The sequence below is a fragment of the Caballeronia terrestris genome (assembly GCF_001544515.1).
Classification (GTDB): Bacteria; Pseudomonadota; Gammaproteobacteria; order Burkholderiales; family Burkholderiaceae; genus Caballeronia; species Caballeronia terrestris.
On record NZ_FCOL02000069.1, the window covers coordinates 1 to 20,645 of the forward strand.

The 20,645-nt window shown below is 58.1% G+C and carries 16 protein-coding genes and 2 pseudogenes; 11 read left to right on the top strand and 7 right to left on the bottom strand.

The annotated features are described in order from the left end of the window. Nucleotides 1-163 precede the first annotated feature (163 nt). From AWB67_RS29755 to AWB67_RS29780, 6 genes and pseudogenes are all read left to right on the top strand, one after another. Entirely contained in the window at nucleotides 164-1,108 is a 945-nt protein-coding gene (locus tag AWB67_RS29755; RefSeq protein WP_062640449.1) for a 3-hydroxyacyl-CoA dehydrogenase, read from the top strand. A gap of 173 nt (nucleotides 1,109-1,281) precedes the next feature. Beyond that, nucleotides 1,282-2,214: a D-2-hydroxyacid dehydrogenase gene (locus AWB67_RS29760; RefSeq protein ID WP_235025400.1), complete on the top strand. Its 933-nt coding sequence runs from the start codon at nucleotides 1,282-1,284 to the stop codon at nucleotides 2,212-2,214. A gap of 309 nt (nucleotides 2,215-2,523) precedes the next feature. Further along, entirely contained in the window at nucleotides 2,524-3,321 is a 798-nt protein-coding gene (locus tag AWB67_RS29765) for a 3-hydroxybutyrate dehydrogenase (protein ID WP_062640453.1), read from the top strand. A 92-nt stretch (nucleotides 3,322-3,413) separates the two neighbouring features. Then, entirely contained in the window at nucleotides 3,414-5,405 is a 1,992-nt protein-coding gene (locus tag AWB67_RS29770; protein WP_062640455.1) for an acyl CoA:acetate/3-ketoacid CoA transferase, read from the top strand. A gap of 198 nt (nucleotides 5,406-5,603) precedes the next feature. Further along, nucleotides 5,604-6,343, top strand: a pseudogene (locus AWB67_RS43775) (transposase); the annotation flags it as partial. Nucleotides 6,344-6,550: 207 nt separating this feature from the next. After that, complete coding sequence (locus tag AWB67_RS29780; RefSeq protein ID WP_062640459.1) at nucleotides 6,551-7,693, top strand: alpha-hydroxy acid oxidase; 1,143 nt, start codon at nucleotides 6,551-6,553, stop codon at nucleotides 7,691-7,693. Between the two features lie 532 nt (nucleotides 7,694-8,225). Here the strand turns inward: AWB67_RS29780 and AWB67_RS29785 are convergent. The 3 genes from AWB67_RS29785 to AWB67_RS29795 form a co-directional block, all read right to left on the bottom strand. Next, nucleotides 8,226-9,449: an alpha/beta fold hydrolase gene (locus AWB67_RS29785; protein ID WP_062640461.1), complete on the bottom strand. Its 1,224-nt coding sequence runs from the start codon at nucleotides 9,447-9,449 to the stop codon at nucleotides 8,226-8,228. Nucleotides 9,450-9,600: 151 nt separating this feature from the next. Continuing rightward, a complete protein-coding gene (locus AWB67_RS29790; RefSeq protein WP_062640463.1) occupies nucleotides 9,601-10,143 on the bottom strand; it encodes a 2,4'-dihydroxyacetophenone dioxygenase family protein in 543 nt (180 codons plus the stop codon). A gap of 123 nt (nucleotides 10,144-10,266) precedes the next feature. After that, nucleotides 10,267-11,574, bottom strand: coding sequence for an MFS transporter (locus AWB67_RS29795; protein ID WP_096032070.1), 1,308 nt, complete (start codon nucleotides 11,572-11,574; stop codon nucleotides 10,267-10,269). Between the two features lie 585 nt (nucleotides 11,575-12,159). On the opposite strand from AWB67_RS29795, the gene AWB67_RS29800 reads away from it, so the two are divergent. Both AWB67_RS29800 and hemB read left to right on the top strand, forming a co-directional pair. Next, nucleotides 12,160-12,996 (top strand): alpha/beta fold hydrolase, encoded by an 837-nt coding sequence (locus AWB67_RS29800; RefSeq protein WP_087659742.1) that lies wholly within the window; start codon nucleotides 12,160-12,162, stop codon nucleotides 12,994-12,996. Nucleotides 12,997-13,313: 317 nt separating this feature from the next. Further along, a complete protein-coding gene (gene hemB, locus AWB67_RS29805; RefSeq protein ID WP_087659743.1) occupies nucleotides 13,314-14,288 on the top strand; it encodes a porphobilinogen synthase in 975 nt (324 codons plus the stop codon). A 182-nt stretch (nucleotides 14,289-14,470) separates the two neighbouring features. Here hemB and AWB67_RS29810 read toward each other — a convergent pair whose 3' ends face one another. From AWB67_RS29810 to AWB67_RS29820, 3 genes are all read right to left on the bottom strand, one after another. After that, entirely contained in the window at nucleotides 14,471-15,433 is a 963-nt protein-coding gene (locus AWB67_RS29810; RefSeq protein ID WP_062640471.1) for a cyclase family protein, read from the bottom strand. A 76-nt stretch (nucleotides 15,434-15,509) separates the two neighbouring features. Next, nucleotides 15,510-16,619 carry a glycerol dehydrogenase gene (locus AWB67_RS29815; protein ID WP_087659744.1) on the bottom strand — a complete coding sequence of 370 codons (1,110 nt, stop codon included), beginning with the start codon at nucleotides 16,617-16,619 and terminating at the stop codon, nucleotides 15,510-15,512. Nucleotides 16,620-16,652: 33 nt separating this feature from the next. Continuing rightward, nucleotides 16,653-17,414, bottom strand: a complete 762-nt coding sequence (locus AWB67_RS29820; protein WP_087659745.1) for an SDR family oxidoreductase — start codon at nucleotides 17,412-17,414, stop codon at nucleotides 16,653-16,655. A gap of 333 nt (nucleotides 17,415-17,747) precedes the next feature. On the opposite strand from AWB67_RS29820, the gene AWB67_RS29825 reads away from it, so the two are divergent. From AWB67_RS29825 to AWB67_RS42165, 3 genes and pseudogenes are all read left to right on the top strand, one after another. Continuing rightward, nucleotides 17,748-18,815: a LacI family DNA-binding transcriptional regulator gene (locus tag AWB67_RS29825; RefSeq protein ID WP_200822339.1), complete on the top strand. Its 1,068-nt coding sequence runs from the start codon at nucleotides 17,748-17,750 to the stop codon at nucleotides 18,813-18,815. Nucleotides 18,816-19,037: 222 nt separating this feature from the next. Beyond that, nucleotides 19,038-19,283: pseudogene (locus AWB67_RS42160) on the top strand (IS66 family transposase); the annotation flags it as partial. 21 nt (nucleotides 19,284-19,304) lie between these two features. Next, complete coding sequence (locus AWB67_RS42165; protein ID WP_235025402.1) at nucleotides 19,305-19,463, top strand: transposase domain-containing protein; 159 nt, start codon at nucleotides 19,305-19,307, stop codon at nucleotides 19,461-19,463. An 82-nt stretch (nucleotides 19,464-19,545) separates the two neighbouring features. Here the strand turns inward: AWB67_RS42165 and tnpB are convergent, their stop codons facing one another. Beyond that, nucleotides 19,546-19,989, bottom strand: a complete 444-nt coding sequence (gene tnpB / locus AWB67_RS43475; protein ID WP_374729859.1) for an IS66 family insertion sequence element accessory protein TnpB — start codon at nucleotides 19,987-19,989, stop codon at nucleotides 19,546-19,548. Between the last annotated feature and the right edge of the window lie 656 nt (nucleotides 19,990-20,645).

Genomic DNA, 20,645 nt, shown 5'->3' on the forward strand with positions numbered 1-20,645 from the left:
ACTGTCGCTCGACATCGCAACGCCGGATGAAGCACGCCAGATGCTCGGCCTCAAGGGCGCGAGCGATACCAACTTTTGAGGTTGCTGAGATCTTCCGGCGTCGCCTCGCGACGCCGGGCTCGGCGGCTAACTAGCGATGTAATCGGAAAATTTGGAGACTGTTATGACGATTGAAAGCATAGCAATTATTGGTTCTGGACGTATTGGGCGTGGTTGGGCCATTGTGTTCGCCCGCGCCGGGTTCAACGTGAATGTTCACGACGCAAATAGCGAGATGCTCGCTGGCGCCGTTTCAGCTATTCGCGACAGTGTCGAGGATCTGAACGGCTTCGGTCTTATTGATGAACCGGTGGAGACGATTGTCGCACGGGTTAAAGCGTGTCCCGATCTCGCGGAAGCGGTACGCGACGTCGTCCTTGTGCAAGAGAATATCGGCGAAGTCGTAGAAGCAAAGCGAGCTCTATTTGCTGAGCTCGATCGATTGACGAGGCCGGACACCTTGCTGGCTAGCTCCACCTCGGGTTTGCCTGCGTCCGCGTTTACGGAAGAACTCACCGGGCGTGCACGATGCCTCGTCGGGCACCCCGTGAATCCGCCCTCGCTCGTGCCGCTCGTCGAATTGTGCGGCGCGCCGTGGACCACACCGGAAGCTATCGCGAAAGCGCGCGGAATTTACGCGCGCGCAGGCCAGAAGCCGGTGACCGTGAATTACGAGATTTCCGGATTTCTGCTCAATCGGATCCAGGGAGCAGTTCTCGACGAGGCGATGAGCCTCTATGAACAAGGCTATGCTAGCGCGGCCGATCTTGACACAGTGATGTCGGATGGACTTGCTATGCGCTGGTCGTTCATGGGTCCGTTCGAAACGATTGATCTGAACGCACCTGGCGGTCTCGCCGACTATGCGGATCGCTACGGTGGCACCTATCGCACGATCGCTTCCGAACGCGTGCCCTTTGCTTGGGGGCCAGAGACGATTCAGAGGCTCCATGAAGAACGCCGAGCGGTGCTCTCGAAAGATGAGATCGAAACGCGCAGTCGTTGGCGCGATCGACGGCTGATGGCATTGCTAGCACATCGGCGCTCGCTCGACTCAAAGGAAAGCTGAAATCGCCCTCCATGGAGCTCGATCGTCTCAGAACATGAACTCGAGACCCCAGCGCGGTACACGTATCGAGGTGCGGTGGTTCACAGGCGCGCGCTTGCACACATCTTCCCCAGCCTGTCCCAGCGTCGAGCGGGCTTTTTGACCGCATCCACCAACAAGCACTGGAGTCAGAAGTGAAAACGATCGTTTTTCTCGATTGCGCGACGCTTTCCGTCGATATGCCGGAATTCTCTTTCCCGCATCGCTGGATCGAATACCCGTCGACCGCGCCCGAAGAGGTGGTCAAACGCTGCCAAGGCGCGCAGATCGTGGTCTCCAACAAGGTAGCGCTATCGCGTGCAGCGCTCGATCAATTGCCTGACCTCGAACTGATCGGTGTGCCCGCCGCCGGGGTCAATCATCTCGATATGGAAACGTGTCGCACCCGCGGGATCGGCGTCGTTTCGTGCGCCGGCTATTCGACGATCTCCGTGCCGGAGCACGCGTTCGCGCTGATGATGGCCTTGCGCCGCAATCTCGTGCCATATTGGCGCGACATCTACGCGGGCGGCTGGAGCGGTTCGCCGACCTTCTATGCGGAACTACACCCGCTCGAAGACCTCTATGGTTCGACGCTCGGCGTCGTAGGCGCGGGGCATGGTGGCAAGCGCATCGCGCAACTCGCCGAAGGATTCGGCATGCGCGTGCTCTTCGCTGACCGCAAGGGCGCAGCTTCATTGCGTCCCAACTACACGGAATTTGAAGAAGTGCTGCGAGAGTCCGACGTGATCAGCCTGCACTGCCCGCTTTCCGACGAGACGCGCCACCTTTTCGGCATTGATGAATTCGAGCAGATGAAGCGTACGGCGTCGCTCGTGAATACGGCACGCGGCGGGATTATCGATGAGGCGGCGCTCATCGAAGCGCTCGATCGGAAACTGATCGCCAACGCGGCGCTCGATGTGCTGGAACAAGAGCCGCCTGCGTCCGATCACCCGCTACTGCGCAATCGCAGAGCCGATCTGATCGTGACGCCTCACGTGGCCTGGCGCACGAAGGTTGCGATGACCCGGCTCGTGACGCAGTTGGCCGAGGGCATCGAAGGCCACTACGTGCCAGCGGCGTGAGTCATGCCATGATTGTTCTAATGCAATTAGCAAAGGCGGATCGATTGAAGTAGATGGCTGAGCGAATTAAGAGCCAACGATCAGAAGGCTTGGGAGCATGAACGCGTGGTCCGCCGCTCGATACCTTGCAGTATTTGAGGAAATAGTTCTGGCTCGCCATGGCTCCGCGAAGTGAGTCTACGCGCCGGAGGGATGGCGTAACTCGCTACCGCGGCAAGGCGTGTTCTCGTACAACTAATGAACCTATCCGCGAGGCTAGACGCGTCGCTGGTCTGCGACTGCTCGCCCTCGCTTAGACGGAGACATATCATGACAAAACTAGCTGCTGATTTGTCCGGCAAGGTAGCGCTCGTCACGGGCGCCGCAAGCGGTTTGGGCAAGGAGATTGCGCTTGCAATGGCTCGTTCGGGCGCGGCAGTTGGCGTCGCAGACCTGAATGCTGAAGGCGCCAACGTGGTGTCAGAGCAGATCCGTAACGAAGGCGGTCGAGCAATCGGTGTGCTTATGGACGTCACATCTGAAAACGCTGTAGATGCGGGCGTAAATGCTGTCGTCGAAGAGTTCGGGGCCTTGGACATTCTGGTGTCGAATGCCGGAATCCAGATTGTTAGCTCCATCGTTGACTTTGCCTATTCGGACTGGCGCAAGATGCAGGCGATTCACGTGGACGGCGCCTTTCTGACAACAAAAGCCGCCCTGCGACATATGTACAAGGACAGCCGTGGTGGCGTTGTCATCTATATGGGTTCTGTGCACTCCCATCTTGCCTCGCCGCTGAAGTCAGCTTACGTCAGCGCAAAACATGCGCTACTCGGACTTTCGCGAACCTTGGCGAAGGAAGGCGCTGCTCACAATGTTCGCTCGCATGTTGTCTGCCCCGGATTCGTGCGTACGCCGTTGGTCGACAGGCAGATTCCGGAACAAGCGAAGGAACTTGGACTAACGGAGGACGAGGTTATCCGAAACGTCATGCTAGGCGGCACGGTCGACGGGATATTTACGACCGTTGAAGACATCGCCAATATGACGCTCTACCTTGCTGCATTTCCTACTGCAGCGTTGACGGGCCAATCGTTTGTTGTCAGCCACGGATGGTTTATGCAGTAACGACTGCGCGGAAAACTTGGCTGCGTCACACCACGGCCCGAAACATTTCTAGCGCCTGAGCTACGACTCAATGGCGCAGTGAGGAGACGATCATGAACGCAGGCTTCCAACACCCTTTTCCCGCAGCAGTAAATAGCGCTGGGCGAAGCAAAATCGTCAGCGCTCAGCAGGCTGTCAGATTGATTCGTCCAGGCAATACAATTGCAACGGGCGGGTTTGTCGGGATTGGATTTGCCGAGGAAATCGCCGTGGCGTTGGAACGGCTGTTCCTCGACTCTTCTGAGACTCACGGCGACGCACCGCGAGACCTCACGCTCGTCTATGCAGGCGGACAGGGTGACGGCGCCAGCCGAGGCCTAAACCACTTCGCCCACGAAGGGCTCGTGCACCGAGTTATCGGCGGTCACTGGGGACTCGTTCCGGGCCTGCAGCGACTGGCGGTTGAAGGCCTGATTGAAGCCTACAACCTGCCGCAAGGTGTTATCTCTCAGCTGTTTCGCGACATCGCGGCTCACCGGCCAGCGCATCTGTCTACGGTTGGACTTGATACATTCGTCGACCCGCGCAACGGTGGCGGCAAATTAAACGAGCGGACGACAGAAGACCTCGTTAGCCTCATATCGATAAATGGAGCTGACTGCCTTCTTTACAAGACTTTTCCAGTGGACGTTGCCATCGTGCGTGGCACAACCTCTGACGCCAACGGAAACGTAACGATGGAAAAAGAGGCGCTCACTCTGGAATCGCTCGCCATCGCAATGGCCGCACGTAACTCTGGTGGCATTGTGATTGCCCAGGTGGAGCGCATCGCTGAATCAGGCACTCTCAATCCTCGCCAAGTAAAGATTCCGGGAATTCTGGTTGACTGCGTTGTGGTTGCAAAACCGGAGAACCACTGGCAGACATTTGCGGAGCCGTACAGCCCGGGATTTGCGAGCGAGCTTCGAATCTCCGCGGGGTCAATCCCCTCCATGGCCTTAAACGAAAGAAAGGTTATCGCGCGACGAGCGTCGTTCGAGTTGATGGCCAATAGCGTCGTCAACTTGGGAATTGGTATGCCCGAAGGGATAGCCAGCGTCGCGAATGAAGAGAAGGTCTGCGACCTCTTCACAATGACGACCGAACCAGGCGTTATCGGAGGAATCCCCGCCGGTGGGTTAAATTTCGGGGCGGCGACCAACACCGACGCAATCATCGACCAGCCCTATCAGTTCGATTTCTACGATGGCGGCGGTCTGGACATAGCATTTCTCGGGCTGGCACAGGTCGACCGCGAGGGAAATCTTAACGTGAGCAAGTTTGGTCCCAAGCTCGCGGGCGCAGGTGGCTTCATCAACATATCTCAGGCGGCGAAGAAGGTCGTGTTTGTCGGGACCTTCAACGCCGGCAAGTTGGACGTGCGCGTTAAGGACGGGCGGCTGCAAATATTCCGAGACGGCATTTGCAGGAAGTTTGTCGAGGCAGTCGAGCATCGAACGTTCGGCGGACGTTACGCCAGCGAACGTCAACAGCCCGTGCTGTATATCACCGAGCGATGCGTCTTCCGTCTGACGCGAGACGGGCTCGAACTCGTCGAGATTGCTCCAGGGGTTGACTTGCAGCGCGACATCGTCTCTCAGATGGGATTTGCGCCCATCATGAGGACGCCTCCCCGCCTCATGGATGCCCGCATCTTTGAGGACCGTCCGATGGGCCTGCGAACGATGCTGCTGCGATTGAGAATGAGCGAACGTTTCAGCTACGACGCGGAGAAGAACATGCTCTTTATCAACTTTGAAGGACACAAAGTCGCAACGCCTGATGACGTGGAAGCCATCCGTGCCGAAGTGGAACGTGCGCTTAGTGGAGCGGCCGCCAGACCGCACGCAATTGTCAACTACGACAACTTCTCGATAGCGGCAGACGTCATTGACGCGTATTCCGATATGGTTACGGACTTGGTCGACCGTTTCTACTCCGACGTAACGCGATATACAACGAGCAGCTTCCTGCGAATGAAGTTAGGCGCTGCCTTGCAACGACGCAGTGTCTCGACCTACATCTACGAGACCCCAGAAGAAGCGACATCTCACGAAGCACATTAGCCATCGCGGCTGCGGCTAGGAAATTGGTCGGAGTGCAGACAACATCCCCATTGAGGTTACTCGTAGCTTCGCGCTACCTAGTCGGTCTTGAAAAATGGCGGTAACCCAGCGCGGCGTGCGAAGAGGCGTGAATAAAGAGTTGCGAAACTCCCAGTTTCAATATGCAATTGCCGCATCTTCTGGGATTGAAAAGCGCCGATGAGCACACCGGATTTCTTCCGCAGCCGCCTGGATGGGATGATCGATTTGCGGCATCCGCTGGCCGTGCGAACCGAATGCCCTGGACGCCGATTGAAGCGACGTTGACACCGATCTTCGAGCGGCGTGCTCGCGAAGGCCGGGTGAGCGCGGAGGTTGATCTGTTCGGCACGGCGCCCAGGATTGCGGGTGCGGGCCTTAGCGCGTCGGACGTCCGCGCCTGTCGATCCCGCTGATGGTCGGACTGCTCTACCTGAAGCACGCGTTCAACGAAAGTGATGAGTCGGTTTGCGAGCGCTGGGCACAAGACGTGTACTTCCAGTTCTTCTGCGGCGACGACTATTTCCAGCCGCGCATGCCGTGCGATCCGACCAACCTCGCGCGCTTTCGGCAGGCGCTAGGCGAAGCCAGTGTCGAGAAATTGCTCGCGACGACAATTGCAGCGGCCGTGCAGATGAAAGCGGTGAGGCCGTCCGAGTTCGAGCGTGTGATCGTAGATACGACGGTAGGAGAAAGCGATTACCTATCCGACTGACAGTCGTTTGTTGGAGGTTACACGAGGCAAACTCGCGAAGCTCGCGCAACGCGCCGGACTGACGCTTAGGCAAACGTACGAGCGCGAGGGAAAACAGTTGCGTCGCCGCGCAGGCGGTTATGCGCATGCCAATCGGTTCAAGCGTCTGCGCCGGGTGCTCGAGCGTCAGCGCGCGATACTCGGACGATTGCTGCGTGACATCGAGTAGGGCTTGCGACTATATTTTTTGTTCTCGCGTGGCTGCGCTGCCGGTTCAAAGTCTTGCCAGAAGCCTTGCTCGCGCCCCGCGCGACCTTTTGAGACAGGAAAGTGCGACCGCGCCCCGATCGACCACTCAGGAGCACGCAAGAGCGAGATCGAATATTGCAAGTCAGACTAGCTAATCAACGCAGTAGATTCCTCGAGAGAGACCATGCCTACCATCACCTGTATCGAAGATTTGCGCATTCTTGCAAAGCGGCGTGTGCCCCGCATGTTCTATGACTACGCCGACAGTGGCTCGTGGACCGAGAGTACCTATCGAGCCAATGAAAGCGATTTCCAGCGTATCAAATTGCGTCAGCGCGTAGCCGTCAACATGGCAGGTCGCAGCACGCGCGCCCTAATGATCGGGCAAGAAGTTGCAATGCCCGTGGCGATCGCGCCGACCGGGCTGACCGGAATGCAACATGCCGACGGCGAGATCCTAGCCGCGCGCGCGGCAGAAAAATTCGGAGTTCCTTTTACGCTATCCACGATGAGCATTTGCTCCATCGAGGACGTCGCCGCAAATACAACCAAGCCGTTCTGGTTCCAGCTTTATATGATGCGTGACCGAGATTTCATTGCGCGGCTCATTGAGCGTGCGCGGGCGGCACGGTGCAGCGCCTTGATGCTCACGCTGGACCTGCAAATCATCGGCCAGCGCCACAAGGACATCAAAAACGGGCTGTCGGCTCCTCCTAAGCTGACGCTTGCAAATCTCATCAATCTGGCGACCAAGCCGCGTTGGTGCCTCGGCATGGTCGGGACTCAGCGACGCAGCTTTGGCAACATCGTGGGACACGCCAAGGGCGTAGGCGATTTGACTTCTCTCAGTTCGTGGACTGCCGAGCAGTTCGATCCGGAGTTGAGCTGGTCAGACGTCGAGTGGGTCAAGAATCTCTGGGGAGGCAAGCTCATCCTCAAAGGCATCATGGATCCAGAGGACGCGCGTTTCGCCGCCGAAAGCGGTGCAGACGCGCTCATCGTCTCCAACCATGGGGGACGACAACTGGACGGCGCGCCGTCTTCGATATCGGCGCTCCCCGAAATCGCAAGGGACGTTGGCTCGAAAATAGAGGTTTGGATGGATGGTGGCATTCGGAGCGGACAGGATGTCCTGAAAGCCGTCGCGCTCGGTGCCAAAGGTACCCTGATCGGTCGCAGCTTTCTGTACGGCTTGGGCGCAATGGGCGAAGCGGGTGTGACAAAGTGCTTGGAGACGATCCACAAAGAACTGGATACCACAATGGCGTTTTGCGGGCATACAGACATCCGCGGGGTGGACTCTCGAATCTTGCTACCTTACGAATGAAACTTTGCCGCCGGGACCAGCGCTTATCCACGTCACTGGAGTGCGTCGTCGGGCTCCGACTTGACCGACGTGCGGAAAGCAGAGTGCGATTCTAAGCGGCGCACGCCCCTGATGCTGAACCGGGCCGACCGTAGATTTCGGGCTCAACGTCAAGGGCGACGTGGTGGCGGCGAACGCCCTCTCGACGAAGGCGACAAAGCTCACCGCGCGACCGAGGTACACCCATCGGCCACGGAGCTTTGGGTGTTTCGCCAACACCCCCAAACCGCCTGGCGGGGGTCGCCGAATCGGATCCAGCGTTTGACGAATTTCCCGCGTATACGTCGTACGTAACGCACCCTCGTCGTGTGTGCGAGCGACAGACCCGCTCCGCCATAATCTCAACCACCTGTGCCGCACGCTCAGCTCGCAGTCGTCTCGGCCCTTAGTTTAGGTATATTCGCGCCCCGCAAAAAGCACGAAATCGGAGCGGAGCGCTCGAAGCCATTGACCAATGGTCGCGCAGCGGCTCGAGGCTCCGATTCCACGCAGCTTATCTATTCGCCTTTCCCAAACCGGCTTCGTGCAGGAAGCCGCGGACGGTGTCGCAAAACTCCAGCGGGTTCTCGGTCATCGGATAGTGACCGGTTCCGGCCAACACAGCAATCTTGCTGCCTGGGATCCGCGACGCTGCCTCCTCAACCTTTTCCTGATACACGAGCCAGTCCGCGTCGCCACGCAGCAGCATCACGGGTGATTTAATCTTTCCGACTTCCGACCGCTTGTCGAAATTCGCGTAGCCGGTTAAGTCTCCGCGCATGACCTGCGGTGTGGTCCGCGAGATTTGCCACACGACTTCTGCGGCTCGATCCGGCGGGGTGCGATAGCCGGTCATCGACCGGGACCATGCACCAATGATTTCTGTCCCGTTCATGAGAAGCATGTCCAGGAAAAACTCCGAGACGGTCGGCGTGTAATCGGCACCTTCAGCCGAGATGATCGCGCCATAGGCGTCGGGCCGGCGCGATCCGAGTTCCAGCACCAGATTGCCTCCCATCGAGCAGCCGATAATCGCCGGCTTCTTCAGGCCGAGGATATCCATCAGCCGCTCGTTGAATTCGGCGTGACGCGTCAGGCTGTGGAACGGACCGTCCGCAGGCAGTTCGGTTTTGGCATGGCCGGGAGCATCGACCGCGATGACACGAAATTCGTCGGACAGCCCGTCCAGCACGTGGCGATACATGAGGGTGTCCTGAGACGCCGCATGAAAGCATACGATCGGATGGCCTTCGCCGGCTTCTTCGTAGTAGACGCGGATGCCGTCCACCATCACGTAGTGACCAGTCGTTTCCTTCCCCGACGGCTTCGGGCCGGGAGAATAGGATGGCTTTTCGCCTGAATCGGGTTTTCCAACACGCTTCATCGCGTCGAATGCTCGAGCCATCACATCGACATACTGCCAGGCAGCGACAGTGTTGCCTTCGAGTGTCAACTTGCCCATGCCCGGCGACAGCGCCTCGAACCAGTCAATCTTTCCGTCTAGCACCCGCTGCCATTCTTCGTCGGGTCCTGCAACAACGATGTCGGCGCCCAACGGACTTCCTTCGGGGAAAACTGCGACCGCTTTGCCTGCTAGCACAGCGAGCGTTGAGTACCCGTTGTCATGTTTGAACTGAATGCGGCCGTCAAAGTAGCGAGCTGCCCGCGTCCAGTCCTCATCACGGTTGAGTTCACTGGCGAAATCATTCCACCAGGTGGTGTCAGTAAGCTTCGACATGATGCGTCTCCTGATATTTGGGTTACTCCGCTGGGAGAACCCTTGCTCAATTGGGTTAGATGAAGGTCGCCGGCAGCGCTACGTCTACTCGCTGGCGTTTTAAAGTCACCGCCGGCCGTCTTGGATTTGTTGCTTTGTGCGAAGCAGTGGACTACCTGATGAACTGCTTCACGTAATCCGCGCCGAGGCCGATTTCTTCATAGTAGGCCCGTGCCGCCTCGATCTTGGTGAAAACATCCTCGTATCCCACGGCGACGCCCTGAGGGTCAACGTAGGTGTAGCCACCGGTCACGTGAAACCAGGTGATCATTTCGTCGACGTCTTCTGGTACAAAAAGGGTGTGCGTTTCGCCGGCCGGTTCGTGCGCATACGAGTTCAGTTCAGCGACCCAATCGTGCTCGAGGTAATACCATCGGCCCTTAAGCACCATCGCGTGTACCGGGCCGGTATGCCGGTGGCGCGAAAGGACGCCGGACTGACGCACGCGCAGCAGGTTCACGTAATAGCCCTGGCTCGCGCAAAGCAGCAACGGCTTGAACGAAACCGTCTTGGTCATCGGAACCCAGAATTTGTCATCCTCGAGCATTTTGTCGAGTACCCCGAGATGCACGATGTCGGGCGACATGAACGGCGGTTGCGGCAGTTGATAGGGAATTGCTTCTTCATCGCCTCGTTTTTCGGATACGGTGGACATGCTTCACTCCTTAGTTTTCAGATATTGAAACTGTTGCGCCCACGTCTGCTTGTGTAATGTGAGCGCCGGGGATTCAAGTTCTCTACGACCCGATCGGATTCTATTCAGAGCAAGGATCGTGCGTTATTCGACATTACAGACGGCTCGGGACACCAGCGCCCGGTCGTGCTTGCGGAACCAGCCAGTGGTTTCTCGGGTGAAGAACGCGGTCAGTAAGAACGCGAGCACCATCAGACCAGCGATGAAATAAAGCGCGTCGTTATACCCCTTTGCTTGACCGAATCCACCGCCCGCCCCAATCAACGCACCGATCACGAAGGGACCGAACCCGCCGAGGTAAATACCCACGTTGATAATCGCACCTGCAATGCCAGTGGTTCCTGGCTTCGTCGAGTCGAACGCGATTGCATAGACGAGTGTGTAGGGGGCGTTCAATGCAAACCCTGCGAAGAGCTGGATTGCTACCAGTGTGCCGAGGCTCATGTACGAATACTTGAACAGCAGCATGCCGATCGCCAGCCAGATGAAAACGATCATCAAGCAAAGCTTCCGACCGAGGCGATCCGAGATCCAACCCCACACGATCTGACCGACGCCGCCCGTGATCGTGAACAGCACGCTGTACGCGGCGGCTTCTGCGAAGTTGTAGTGGGCAACGAAGGCAAGATACTGCGGCAACCAGAAGCTGATGCCGAAGTAGCCGACGATGGCGAGCAACGAAACGAGCGCGATGATGGCGATGTTCGGGTTCTTCATGGCCACGCCGAATGACCCCTTTGGTGCGCCGGCGCCATGCTCCAAATCAGGCGACAACGGGGGGGTTTCGCCGGCCTCAGTGACGTGCGCGTGAAATCTGTCGTAGCGCTTTTCACTGCAATACCACCAATACAGCGCGAACACGATCACCATCGGAATCGGGAAAAGCAGGAACGCGATGCGCCAGTTCTCAGGCCCATAAACGCTCAGCAATCCGCTTATCGCGAAGCCGCCGATCAGCGTCCCCCAAGGGTATCCCGTGTGATGGATTCCGAGTGCCAGGCCGCGACGTTCCTTCGACCACCATTCGGCAAGCGAGGTCACTTCGATCGACTCGCCAGCCCCGCCGAAGGCGTGCGACATAACCTGCAGCGCCACCAATACGCCGATTGACGCGGTAAGGACGTTCAGGCCCGTCAAGCAGGTAAAGAGCGTATAGCCGATCACGATCGGAAGGTGTCGATATTTGCGGCGCCAGCCGTGGCCACCCTTGTCTGCCCAAATCATCGTCGGGATCGCGATCAGCGCTGTCGACATCGTGATGATGGTCGCGTACAGGCCGATGGTCGCGGCGCTGGTCCCGAACTCCTTCGTAATCGACGGTAACACGGCGAACAACATCTGGCGGGAGTTCGCATCCATCGCGTAGACGAGCCATAGCAGCAGCAGCGCCATCCACGACTCCGGGGCCACCATCCGTCTTTTCAGTGGCGCCGCGGACCGACCCGGCCCCACGCCTTTTCCTACTGTCTCCATTGCATCCTCCATACGTTTTGGTGTGGGCGCCGCTGATCGCCGGGTTGTGAAGCGGAGTGTTTGCTGTGTGCGAAATGAAGCGCTTCATAAAAAGGTCAGATCCCTGCGCTAAAACATAAGCCCTCAGTCCTGACTTGAAGCGCTTCAAGTTTGGCCGCTGTCACCAGTTTTTGCAAAGAGGGTTTTCCCTACACTTGGTGGAGACAGCGCGCAGCCAGTGGGCAATTACGGTAGGTGAAAGTCCCGATATTGACTCGAAGCAGCAAACCCCTCAATCTCGAAGCGCTTCAAATCCACCAATTTTTGACGGGGGAGGCACTGAAATTTTTGCCGCTCAAAGTATATCTAACCGAGAACTGAAGCGCTTCATAGCTGCGAAAGGTGCCACGCCTTTTTGGTTTTCGGAGTTGAAAATCGACGGACAAACGATTTTTGTTCGGTGGAACGGCGCTGTAGCCGCAATGCAAGTCAGCTTTATTAACGACTTATGTAGAGGAGCACGACATGTCGCAGGTTACGAAGTCTCAAGGGAAAAACCTGGAAGTCAACGGCACGACCTTATGGGTTGAGGACACCGGCGAGACGGATCTTCCCGTTGTACTGTGCCTTCACTCCTGTTTCCTAGACGGGACAATGTTCGACGGGCTGGTTCAGGCCGCTGCCGGTAAGTTTCGGGTGGTCCGTCCGGATTTCAGAGGTCAGGGTAAAAGCGCGCTCGACGCCGTCGATATCATCACTATGGACAAGTGCGCTGATGACATGGAAGCATTGATCGACAAGATGGGCCTCAAATCGATCAACGTCATGGCTCAGTCCATGGGCGGAGACGTGGCGTTCCGACTTATCGCGCGCAGGCAGGACCTCTTTCGGTCACTGGTCGTCGCTGGCTCGTCGGCCTGCGGCGAGCCGCCCGAGCAAGGGGCACGTTTCGCGCAATGGGTGGTCGACGCTGGCGAAAAGGGATTCACCGGCGAAATTCTCGAAATGACCATGGAGGTGATGTTCGGCAAGACCACTCGCCATAATCCTGAAAAGCAGGAAATGGTGGCCTACTGGCGAGACCGCATTGCTGCGTTACCGAAATCGCTGCGCCCGGCGATGAAAGGCGTCATGCATCGCGAGAGCTCGGTAGAACTGTTGCCGTCGATCAAAATCCCCGTGCTGATCATCAATGGTGAAGAAGACATGCCGCGGCCGCCGGCATGGTCCGATGAAATGAAGCGGGAGCTGCCGAACTCGAAGTTGATACGGCTCGATAAGATCGGCCACAGCCCGACGCTAGAGGCCCCGGAGCAGGTTCTTCCTGCAATCATCGACTTCTACCTCGACCCGCGCGTTTGATCGAGACGTGGAGTGGCCGACCGCACTTCGGCCGGCCTGTTCCACGCGACGGTCTGTGTCCTTCCAGAACGGCCTTGCGTACTTTCGTCGCAGTCTGTCGCCTTGACTTAAGAGCGCAATCAGAACAAAATGAAGCGCTTCATATTCCGGCGGCTTTCGGCAGAGAGTGTGGCCTTATCGCGCAGGTCTATTAAACGCACGCGCCCCTGCAAGCCGCTGGGCGGTGACGCCGCATAACTGTTCCCCAGGTAAAGTCCCCTCTACGTACCGAAGGCAGCTCGGGGCGGGTGATGCCGGAACGCGCTAAAGGAGTGCCTTTGTCCACCCAGTTCCCCGAGGTGCGGCCACGCCGTCTTCGCAAATCTTCCGCGCTTCGCACGATCTTCCAGGAAGTCGAGTTCGATCTCAACGACCTTGTTTTGCCCATTTTCGTCGAGGAGGGGGTCAGTGATTTTGGGGTAATTGCCAGCATGCCCGGAGTGCTGCGGATCCCTGAGTCGAAGCTCGCGGGTGAGATCGAGCGCTATGCACGGGCGGGGATTCGTGCGGTCATGACATTCGGTATTTCCCATCACAAAGACCTGGTCGGCAGCGACACCTGGAACGAGGCCGGACTGGTGGCGCGGATGGCTCGCATCTGCAAGGACGCTGCGCCGGACATGGTGGTCATGTCCGATACGTGCTTTTGCGAGCACACATCGCATGGCCATTGCGGGGTGCTTCACGAACACACCGTCGACAACGACGCCACGCTCATCAACATTGGCAAGCAAGCCGTGATTGCTGCTCGGGCTGGCGCCGACATCATCGCGCCTTCGGCTGCGATGGATGGGCAGGTCCAGGCGATCCGGGGCGCGCTCGACGACGCGAAACTGGGCGACACTTTCATCATGTCGTACTCGACCAAATTCGCTTCAGCGCTGTACGGGCCATTCCGTGAAGCCGGCGGAAGCACACTGGAAGGTGACCGCAAGACGTACCAGATGAACCCGATGAATCGTCGCGAGGCGGTCCGCGAATCGTTGCTCGATCAGGATGAAGGCGCAGATTGCTTGATGGTCAAGCCGGCTGGCGCCTATCTGGATATCATTCGAGACATCCGTGAAGCTTCACGACTGCCTCTCGCGGCGTATCAGGTCAGCGGCGAGTACGCGATGATCAAGTTCGCCGCAGCGGCCGGCGCCATTGACGAGCAGCGTGCGAGCCGTGAAACCGTTGGCGCAATCAAGCGCGCGGGTGCTGATCTGATTTTTACTTACTTCGCGATGGATTTCGCGCGCGACGGAATCTGACAGGGATACCTAACACCGAATTCCGCGGGAACCGGCGGCGCTGTCGTGTCTGTTTAGCTCGCGTCCGGCAAGACCGACTTATTACCGTGCAGCAGCGGGCTGCCCAGACACCGAATCCCAGCGCTCATTCGCTGACAGCCGCAGCTCGGCGCCTCACGGCTCGCCGGGCGCGGTATTTTCAACTATTTCAACACGATGGGGTTCACGGGCGCGCCGGTGCCGCCGACAACTTTCAACGGCGCGGCAGTATAGAGAAACGTCCACTGGCCGTCCGCCGCGCAGTCATCAGCGAGGGGATCGAGCTGCGCAATCTCCGTCAGCGTCACGCCAAGGTTACGCATCAAGGCGTTGTGGAGCGGGAGATCGACGCCGGAGACTGGGTCCGTTGTGACCTCATTAGCGATTGTGTCAGTCACGAGGTTGGGGATCTCCATGTCCTGGAACCATTGCACCAGCTCGGGACTGTACGTGAGGCCGGGTTCCTTGAAGTTTGCGTAAAACTCCGCGCGTTCCCGCCTATAAAACGATCCGATCCAGCCGGTTCGAACGATCAGAATGTCTCGCTTTTCGATCGAGACTCCTTGGGCCTTTGCAGCCGCAAGAAGGTCAAGGTGGGTAAAAGTCTCGCCCGCTTCCAGCACCTCCTTGTTACGGTAGCGTGCGATGTCAATCAGCACGCCCCGGCCTACCACCCCACGCTCACCAATTGCGCAAACACTGGCTTTTGCCAGCCCACCGATGGTCGTATCGGCGTCGTAGCCGTTCCAGATCTGATCGTCGTACCAGACATGGCCGAGCGCATCGTATTGCGTCGATCCCTGTAGATACATGAACATCACATCATCTGCGTATTCATAGGAGCCTGGAAACTTGGGACCCTTGCCACAGTTGTAATGACCGCGGTCCATTACGCTCATCCGCTTGGCAGACTGGCGGCCGGGCCATACCGGATCTCCGCCCGGATCGCCCATTCGCACTTGGAGCGTAAAGCTCTTACCCTGTTTAACAGTTGCAATGCCCTTGAGGATCTCAGCGGCAGTCAGATAGTTGAGCGAGCCGACCTCGTCGTCCGGCCCCCACTTGCCCCAGTTCTTAGGGGAGTTCTCCAGCAATTCGCGCACGTGCGGAACATTTTTCGCTTCCATGTTTGTCTCCTTGTAGTAGAGGTGATTTTCGCGTGAGGGCGTGTCGGTGAGCCTCGTCTTCAGATCGCCGCCGAGTTCATCTCTTACATTTCCGTAGCGCTGCCGCGCCGGTTGCGTCCGCCGTAACAAGTGCATCCTCAAGCCGCTCGGCCGTCAGCGGGGGATTCATGTTTTTGCTGTACGCCGCGGCGAGCGTCGCGGCGACAATCGTCGACATTTCTTCAGCGCTCAACGACGTGGTCTGTCCGAGCTGGGCAAATGTCACAGGTAAGTCGACTGCGCATAGAAGCTCGAGAAGCTCTGCGAGCTCCGCTTCGTCGCGCTCCTCGACCGTGAGCTGGACCAAGGTGCCGAAGGCAACCAGCTCGCCGTGCAGCATCGCGGCCATCGTAGGCACCGCGGTAAGACCACGGATCAAGGCATGAGCCAACGAAAGCCCACCGCTTTCAAATCCCACGCCACTGAGCAGTACGGTCGCTTCAACTACACGTTCAACTTCGTCGTCCAGTTGGCCGGTCGCAATTGATCGGAAAGCCGCCGGCCCGTGCTTAATCAGCGTTTCATATGCGGCGTTTGCCAGCAGCAGAGCAGTGTCCAGCGGTGGCGTGCCAAACGAATTATTTCCATGCGCTGCCTTGCATTGCGCCGCCTCGAACTTCTTGCTGACGGTGTCGCCGATACCGGCGGCAAAGAACCGTGCGGGAGCTTGCGCAATGATCTCCGTATCGACGACAACCGCGACGGGGTTGCTTTTCAGATACACCACACCCGCCACGCGATGCGTCTCGTCGTAGAGCACGATTAATCGACTGGTCGGTGCATCGTTCGATGCGATGGTCGGGCAGATCACCACGGGGACGTCAAGAGAAAGCGAAATGCCCTTTGCGGAGTCGATCGTCTTCCCACCACCAAGACCAATGATGACGTCAGGTGCTACCGTCTTCGCGTGTTCGCTTAGCGCATTGATCGCGGCCTGGGTGCACTCGCCCGGGAAAACGATATGCGTCGCTTCAAGGCCGGCCGCCTTCATCGAGTCGGACGCGAGCGGCCATACCTTTTCGGCGACAATCGTGTCACATAAGATCAAGGGTTTTTTAAAACCCATCTTGCTGAGCAAGGATCCAAGCTCGTGAAGCGCTTTCGGTCCCTGAAGGTATTGACCGGGAAAACCCATGGTGCGTAGCATGTTGTCTCGCTTTTATAGGGTTGGGGGCGACGATCAGGTCATCAACCATCCGCCAGCCACATCGATGACCTGGCCAGTGACGAAGCTCGCGTCAGACGACGTCAGGAACGCGCATACAGCGGCCACCTCGTCCGTGCTTCCGAGCCGTCGCAGGGGCGTGACGTCGACCACCGCCGCATTTGCTTCGGAGGAGACGGTCCTTAGGAGTGGTGTGTCGATGCGCCCGGGTGCGAGGCCGTTGACCGTAATCCCATGGGGGCCGAGTTCGCCCGCAAGGTGACGTGTGAATGCGATGAGCGCGCCCTTCGTTGTGCTGTAATGTGTGCCGACGATATCGAGATAGGCCTTACCGGCGACCGATGACATGGTCACGATTCGCCCGAACCCGCGTTTAATCATGCTGGGAGATGCAATCCGGCAAAAGTTGAATGCACTGTTCAGGTTGACGTCGACGACCCTCGACCATTCGGCAGGGTCCATCTCGTAGATGCGAGCGGGGACCCCGTTATGTTTTGGCGATATCCCCGCGTTTAACACAAGCGTGTCCACGTCACCGAACGCAGACGAGATCGAGTCGACGGCGTGTTGACAATCTGCGTAATTCGCCACGTCGGCCGCGACGAAGTGCACCTTCGCGCCCGCCTCTGTCCACTGCGTGACCTTCTCGCGACCAAGCTTTTCATCAAAGTCAACGACGCCGATAGACGCTCCCTCGCGAATGTACCGCTCGACGATTGCCGATCCGATACCGCCGACCGCACCAGTTACCAAGACGACTCGATTTGCATGGCTCATAGGTCACCGCAATGTGTTCGGTTAATAGTCAAAGATTGGCCGTCCAGCGATCATCTCTGCGCGCAGGTCGCGATCTGCTTTCCCGTACTGCCGTCAATCGATCAAGCGGGCGCAGCGCTCACGCCTAACTTTGCCTCCGGCAATACTTATGAAGCGCTTCAATTTGAAGCAGTCACAAAACCGCTTTCGGCGGTGCTATATTAGGTATAAGTGAATTCGTGCGGAATTATATGAAGCGCTTCAAGTCTGAATTCAGCGCGAAGTTTTGTCAACATGGGTGTATACCAGTAGGAAGAACTAAGGGCGCAATTACGCGCGTTTGATATGGCTGCTATGACAAATCTCGATCCGCCTCGTCCCACTCTTGAAGATGTCGCCAAGCTCGCCGGCGTCTCACTAGGTAGCGCGTCTCGAGCCCTATCTGTTCCTGATCAGGTGAAGCCGAAGACCCTCGCGCAGGTCAAACGGGCCGTCGAACAACTGGGATATGTCAGCAATGGTGCGGCACGCGCTCTGGCGTCGAAGCGCACGCGAACCATCGGCGCGATCTACCCTACGATGTATAACCCCGCTTTCGTTGAGTCTCTCCATACATTGCAGCAAACGCTCTGGGGTTTGAACTATCAGGTGGTGCTAGCGATTCATGAATACATTCCAGAACGCGAATACGACGTTGTGAGAGCGGTCGTCGAGCGCGGGGTGGACGGGGTGGTCCTCGTAGGTACCGCTCATGAGGACCGCGTTTTTGATCTGATGCGTCAGCGCCGTATTCCATTGGTGCTGACCTGGCAGATGGACGAGCCGCGCTACGGCGAATGCATTGGGTTCGACAACTGGCGTGCGACCTATGAGATGACGAAGGAAGTTCTGGCGCGAGGACATGAGCGAGTGGCCATCGTTTGCGGCTCCATGACGAACAACCAGCGTGCGCGTCAGCGTGTGGCCGGCACGGCCGACGCGATGAAGGAGGCCGGCCTGGAACTCGCTTCCGACCTGGTTTTCGAAGAGCCCTTCTCCATAGAAGGAGGCCGTGACGCAGTTCGGCAGATCGCGGCACTGGAAGAGAAGCCAACCGTGCTGATATGCCATACGGACCTTCAGGCCATTGGTGCCCTGCACGAATGCGGGATACAAGGAATCCGTGTTCCCGAAGACATGTCGATCACAGGGATGGACGACATTGAACTCGCCGCATTGACGAAGCCTGCTCTGACCACGATTCGCGTGCCGACGAAAGAGATTGGTGTGCTCGCGGCGCGCCGGATCGTCGGCCTGATTGAAAAGCGTTCCTTCAATGATCCTCTATCCGTGAAGTGCGAGGTGGTGCTCAGGGACAGTCTCGGTGAAGCTCCGCTGCCGGCCAAGCGCTCGTTGCCGACCCGACGCAAGGCAAGCCGATAACCCGAATGGAAAGACGCAGCTCATGAAGCTCGGCGACCCGGTCCCTTTGCCGACACATGCGGCTGCGACACACGGGTTTGCTTATGTGGTCGGCGGGCGCGCGGTATTCGCATCGCACGTCGCCGTGGCCTCGTCCGATGTAAACGCAAAATGTCAGAAGGGCGATTGCCCTGTTACCCAAGCGTTCGCCAGCCAGCATCGGACTGCTGTCCTAATCGGGCCGCCATGGCACGCTGGGTCGGACAACGCGAAGAACTCTGCCGGCTGCTGACTGAAGCACTGCGCCGCTACACGATGGCGACTTCCAAGCTCCACGCGGACGACACGCCGATCCCGGTGCTCGCGCCTGGGAACAAGAAGACCAAGACCGGTCGGTTGTGGGCCTACGTGCGCGATGATCGTCGCTCAGGTTCGAGCGGTCTCGCTGCTGTCTGGTTCGCTTACTCACCGGACCGCAAAGGCATTCACCTCCTGGCCGGCTCGTGCAAATTGAACAACATCAACCCACGCGCCTACCTGGAATACGTTTTTACACACATTGCGTTCACCGGGCCAACCGCATCGACGAACTGTTGCCCTGGAACGTCGCGGCGCACCTGCTGCCAGCGTGCGCCAATCACTCCTAGAAGACCGCGTACGGACGGGTAACCCCTGCACCTTCATCGGGTTGATCCCCCGGCCTGCGGCAGGCTTAGCCTGCCGCATTGTCCGACGCTTGTCCAAAGGATTCTCAACGGCCCTGGCGCGACGCATACTTATGAAACGCGAACACGGCGCGAGCGAAGGGGGCGAGCTGCATCGACTGCTCAACCAATGCCGTGAGGCTATTGATGCCCGCGCGAAAGTCAATCGGTTCGCGGTGCAGGTAGACAGGAAGGTCGGGATCAAGGCGGAACATCAACGCTCTTCCAGCGCAGCGATCAACGCCGTAACGAGCGTCGCATCCGTGCCGGGAGCACTGAAGTTCGACTGTTACTCCATTTGGCAGGTGCGCGGAAAGGCGTGCGGTTGGTCGCGACACAGTCGCTGATTGCTTGGGACTCGCCGGCGTCGGCAGTGCCGCGGGCTCATGAGCGGGATTTCTAGAGCCTGGTTCGATCGCAAGGACCGGGATGAAAGCCGCTGCAGGGCTCGACCGTGTTTCTCGCTGCACGAGAAGAGTTTGCCCTCTCATGTAGCCGTATCCACTTGTGAAGCTGGTTTGCGTTCACCTGAGCCCTGAGCGCGAGCCGGCGATTGACGCGTCCGGCCGCAAACGCGCCTCAATCAATCGACGTTTCCCGTCAGGGTCGTACCTTGTTTCCCGTGGAGCATTCTCGAATGACTCGGAGTGGCAGAAAGTCAAACTCATCATCACACATGGTCTGCGTCCGCAATGTAGGTTGCGGACGCAATCGTCGCTCTTAAAAGCCAACCACGCTAGGTGTGCTCTTTTGAGCGCTTACCGTGAAACGACATCTGTTGATTTCTGGCACGGCATCATTTGCTTAACCCCGCAGCGGATCGCATCGCCTTGGCGCTCAAACGGCGCTGAGCTTTCCGACAATATCGTCCGTCAGGCGTCTTACCAATTCGCTGTCTCCAATGATTTGGTCAAGCCCGTATGCGCGATTACGCATCCCTGACAATTCACGTTGTTAGGTAGTAACAAATGACCATGCGCATGAATGTTCCAGAAACCTTAAAGGAACTTGCTTTCGATTTGAAAGGAAGCGCCCTGACTCTCGGGAGGTCTGCCGCGTTAACCCTGCCGGGGAGAAATCGTCAAGAGTGGTGTACGCGGGGCGGTCGGCATAGTCAGGCGGCCAGCGCTTGAGGAGCCGGTGTGCT

Excerpts from the sequence above, each read along its gene's own strand:
- AWB67_RS29785 (WP_062640461.1), bottom strand. The coding sequence starts at position 9,449 with ATGTCGAAGCTTACTGACACCACCTGGTGGAATGATTTCGCCAGTGAA.
- AWB67_RS29780 (WP_062640459.1), top strand. The coding sequence starts at position 6,551 with ATGCCTACCATCACCTGTATCGAAGATTTGCGCATTCTTGCAAAGCGG.
- AWB67_RS29755 (WP_062640449.1), top strand. The coding sequence starts at position 164 with ATGACGATTGAAAGCATAGCAATTATTGGTTCTGGACGTATTGGGCGT.
- AWB67_RS29820 (WP_087659745.1), bottom strand. The coding sequence starts at position 17,414 with ATGAGCCATGCAAATCGAGTCGTCTTGGTAACTGGTGCGGTCGGCGGT.
- AWB67_RS29800 (WP_087659742.1), top strand. The coding sequence starts at position 12,160 with ATGTCGCAGGTTACGAAGTCTCAAGGGAAAAACCTGGAAGTCAACGGC.
- AWB67_RS29795 (WP_096032070.1), bottom strand. The coding sequence starts at position 11,574 with ATGGCGCTGCTGCTGCTATGGCTCGTCTACGCGATGGATGCGAACTCC.
- AWB67_RS29825 (WP_200822339.1), top strand. The coding sequence starts at position 17,748 with ATGACAAATCTCGATCCGCCTCGTCCCACTCTTGAAGATGTCGCCAAG.
- AWB67_RS29810 (WP_062640471.1), bottom strand. The coding sequence starts at position 15,433 with ATGGAAGCGAAAAATGTTCCGCACGTGCGCGAATTGCTGGAGAACTCC.
- AWB67_RS29770 (WP_062640455.1), top strand. The coding sequence starts at position 3,414 with ATGAACGCAGGCTTCCAACACCCTTTTCCCGCAGCAGTAAATAGCGCT.
- AWB67_RS29765 (WP_062640453.1), top strand. The coding sequence starts at position 2,524 with ATGACAAAACTAGCTGCTGATTTGTCCGGCAAGGTAGCGCTCGTCACG.
- AWB67_RS29815 (WP_087659744.1), bottom strand. The coding sequence starts at position 16,619 with ATGCTACGCACCATGGGTTTTCCCGGTCAATACCTTCAGGGACCGAAA.
- tnpB (WP_374729859.1), bottom strand. The coding sequence starts at position 19,989 with ATGAGAGGGCAAACTCTTCTCGTGCAGCGAGAAACACGGTCGAGCCCT.
- AWB67_RS29790 (WP_062640463.1), bottom strand. The coding sequence starts at position 10,143 with ATGTCCACCGTATCCGAAAAACGAGGCGATGAAGAAGCAATTCCCTAT.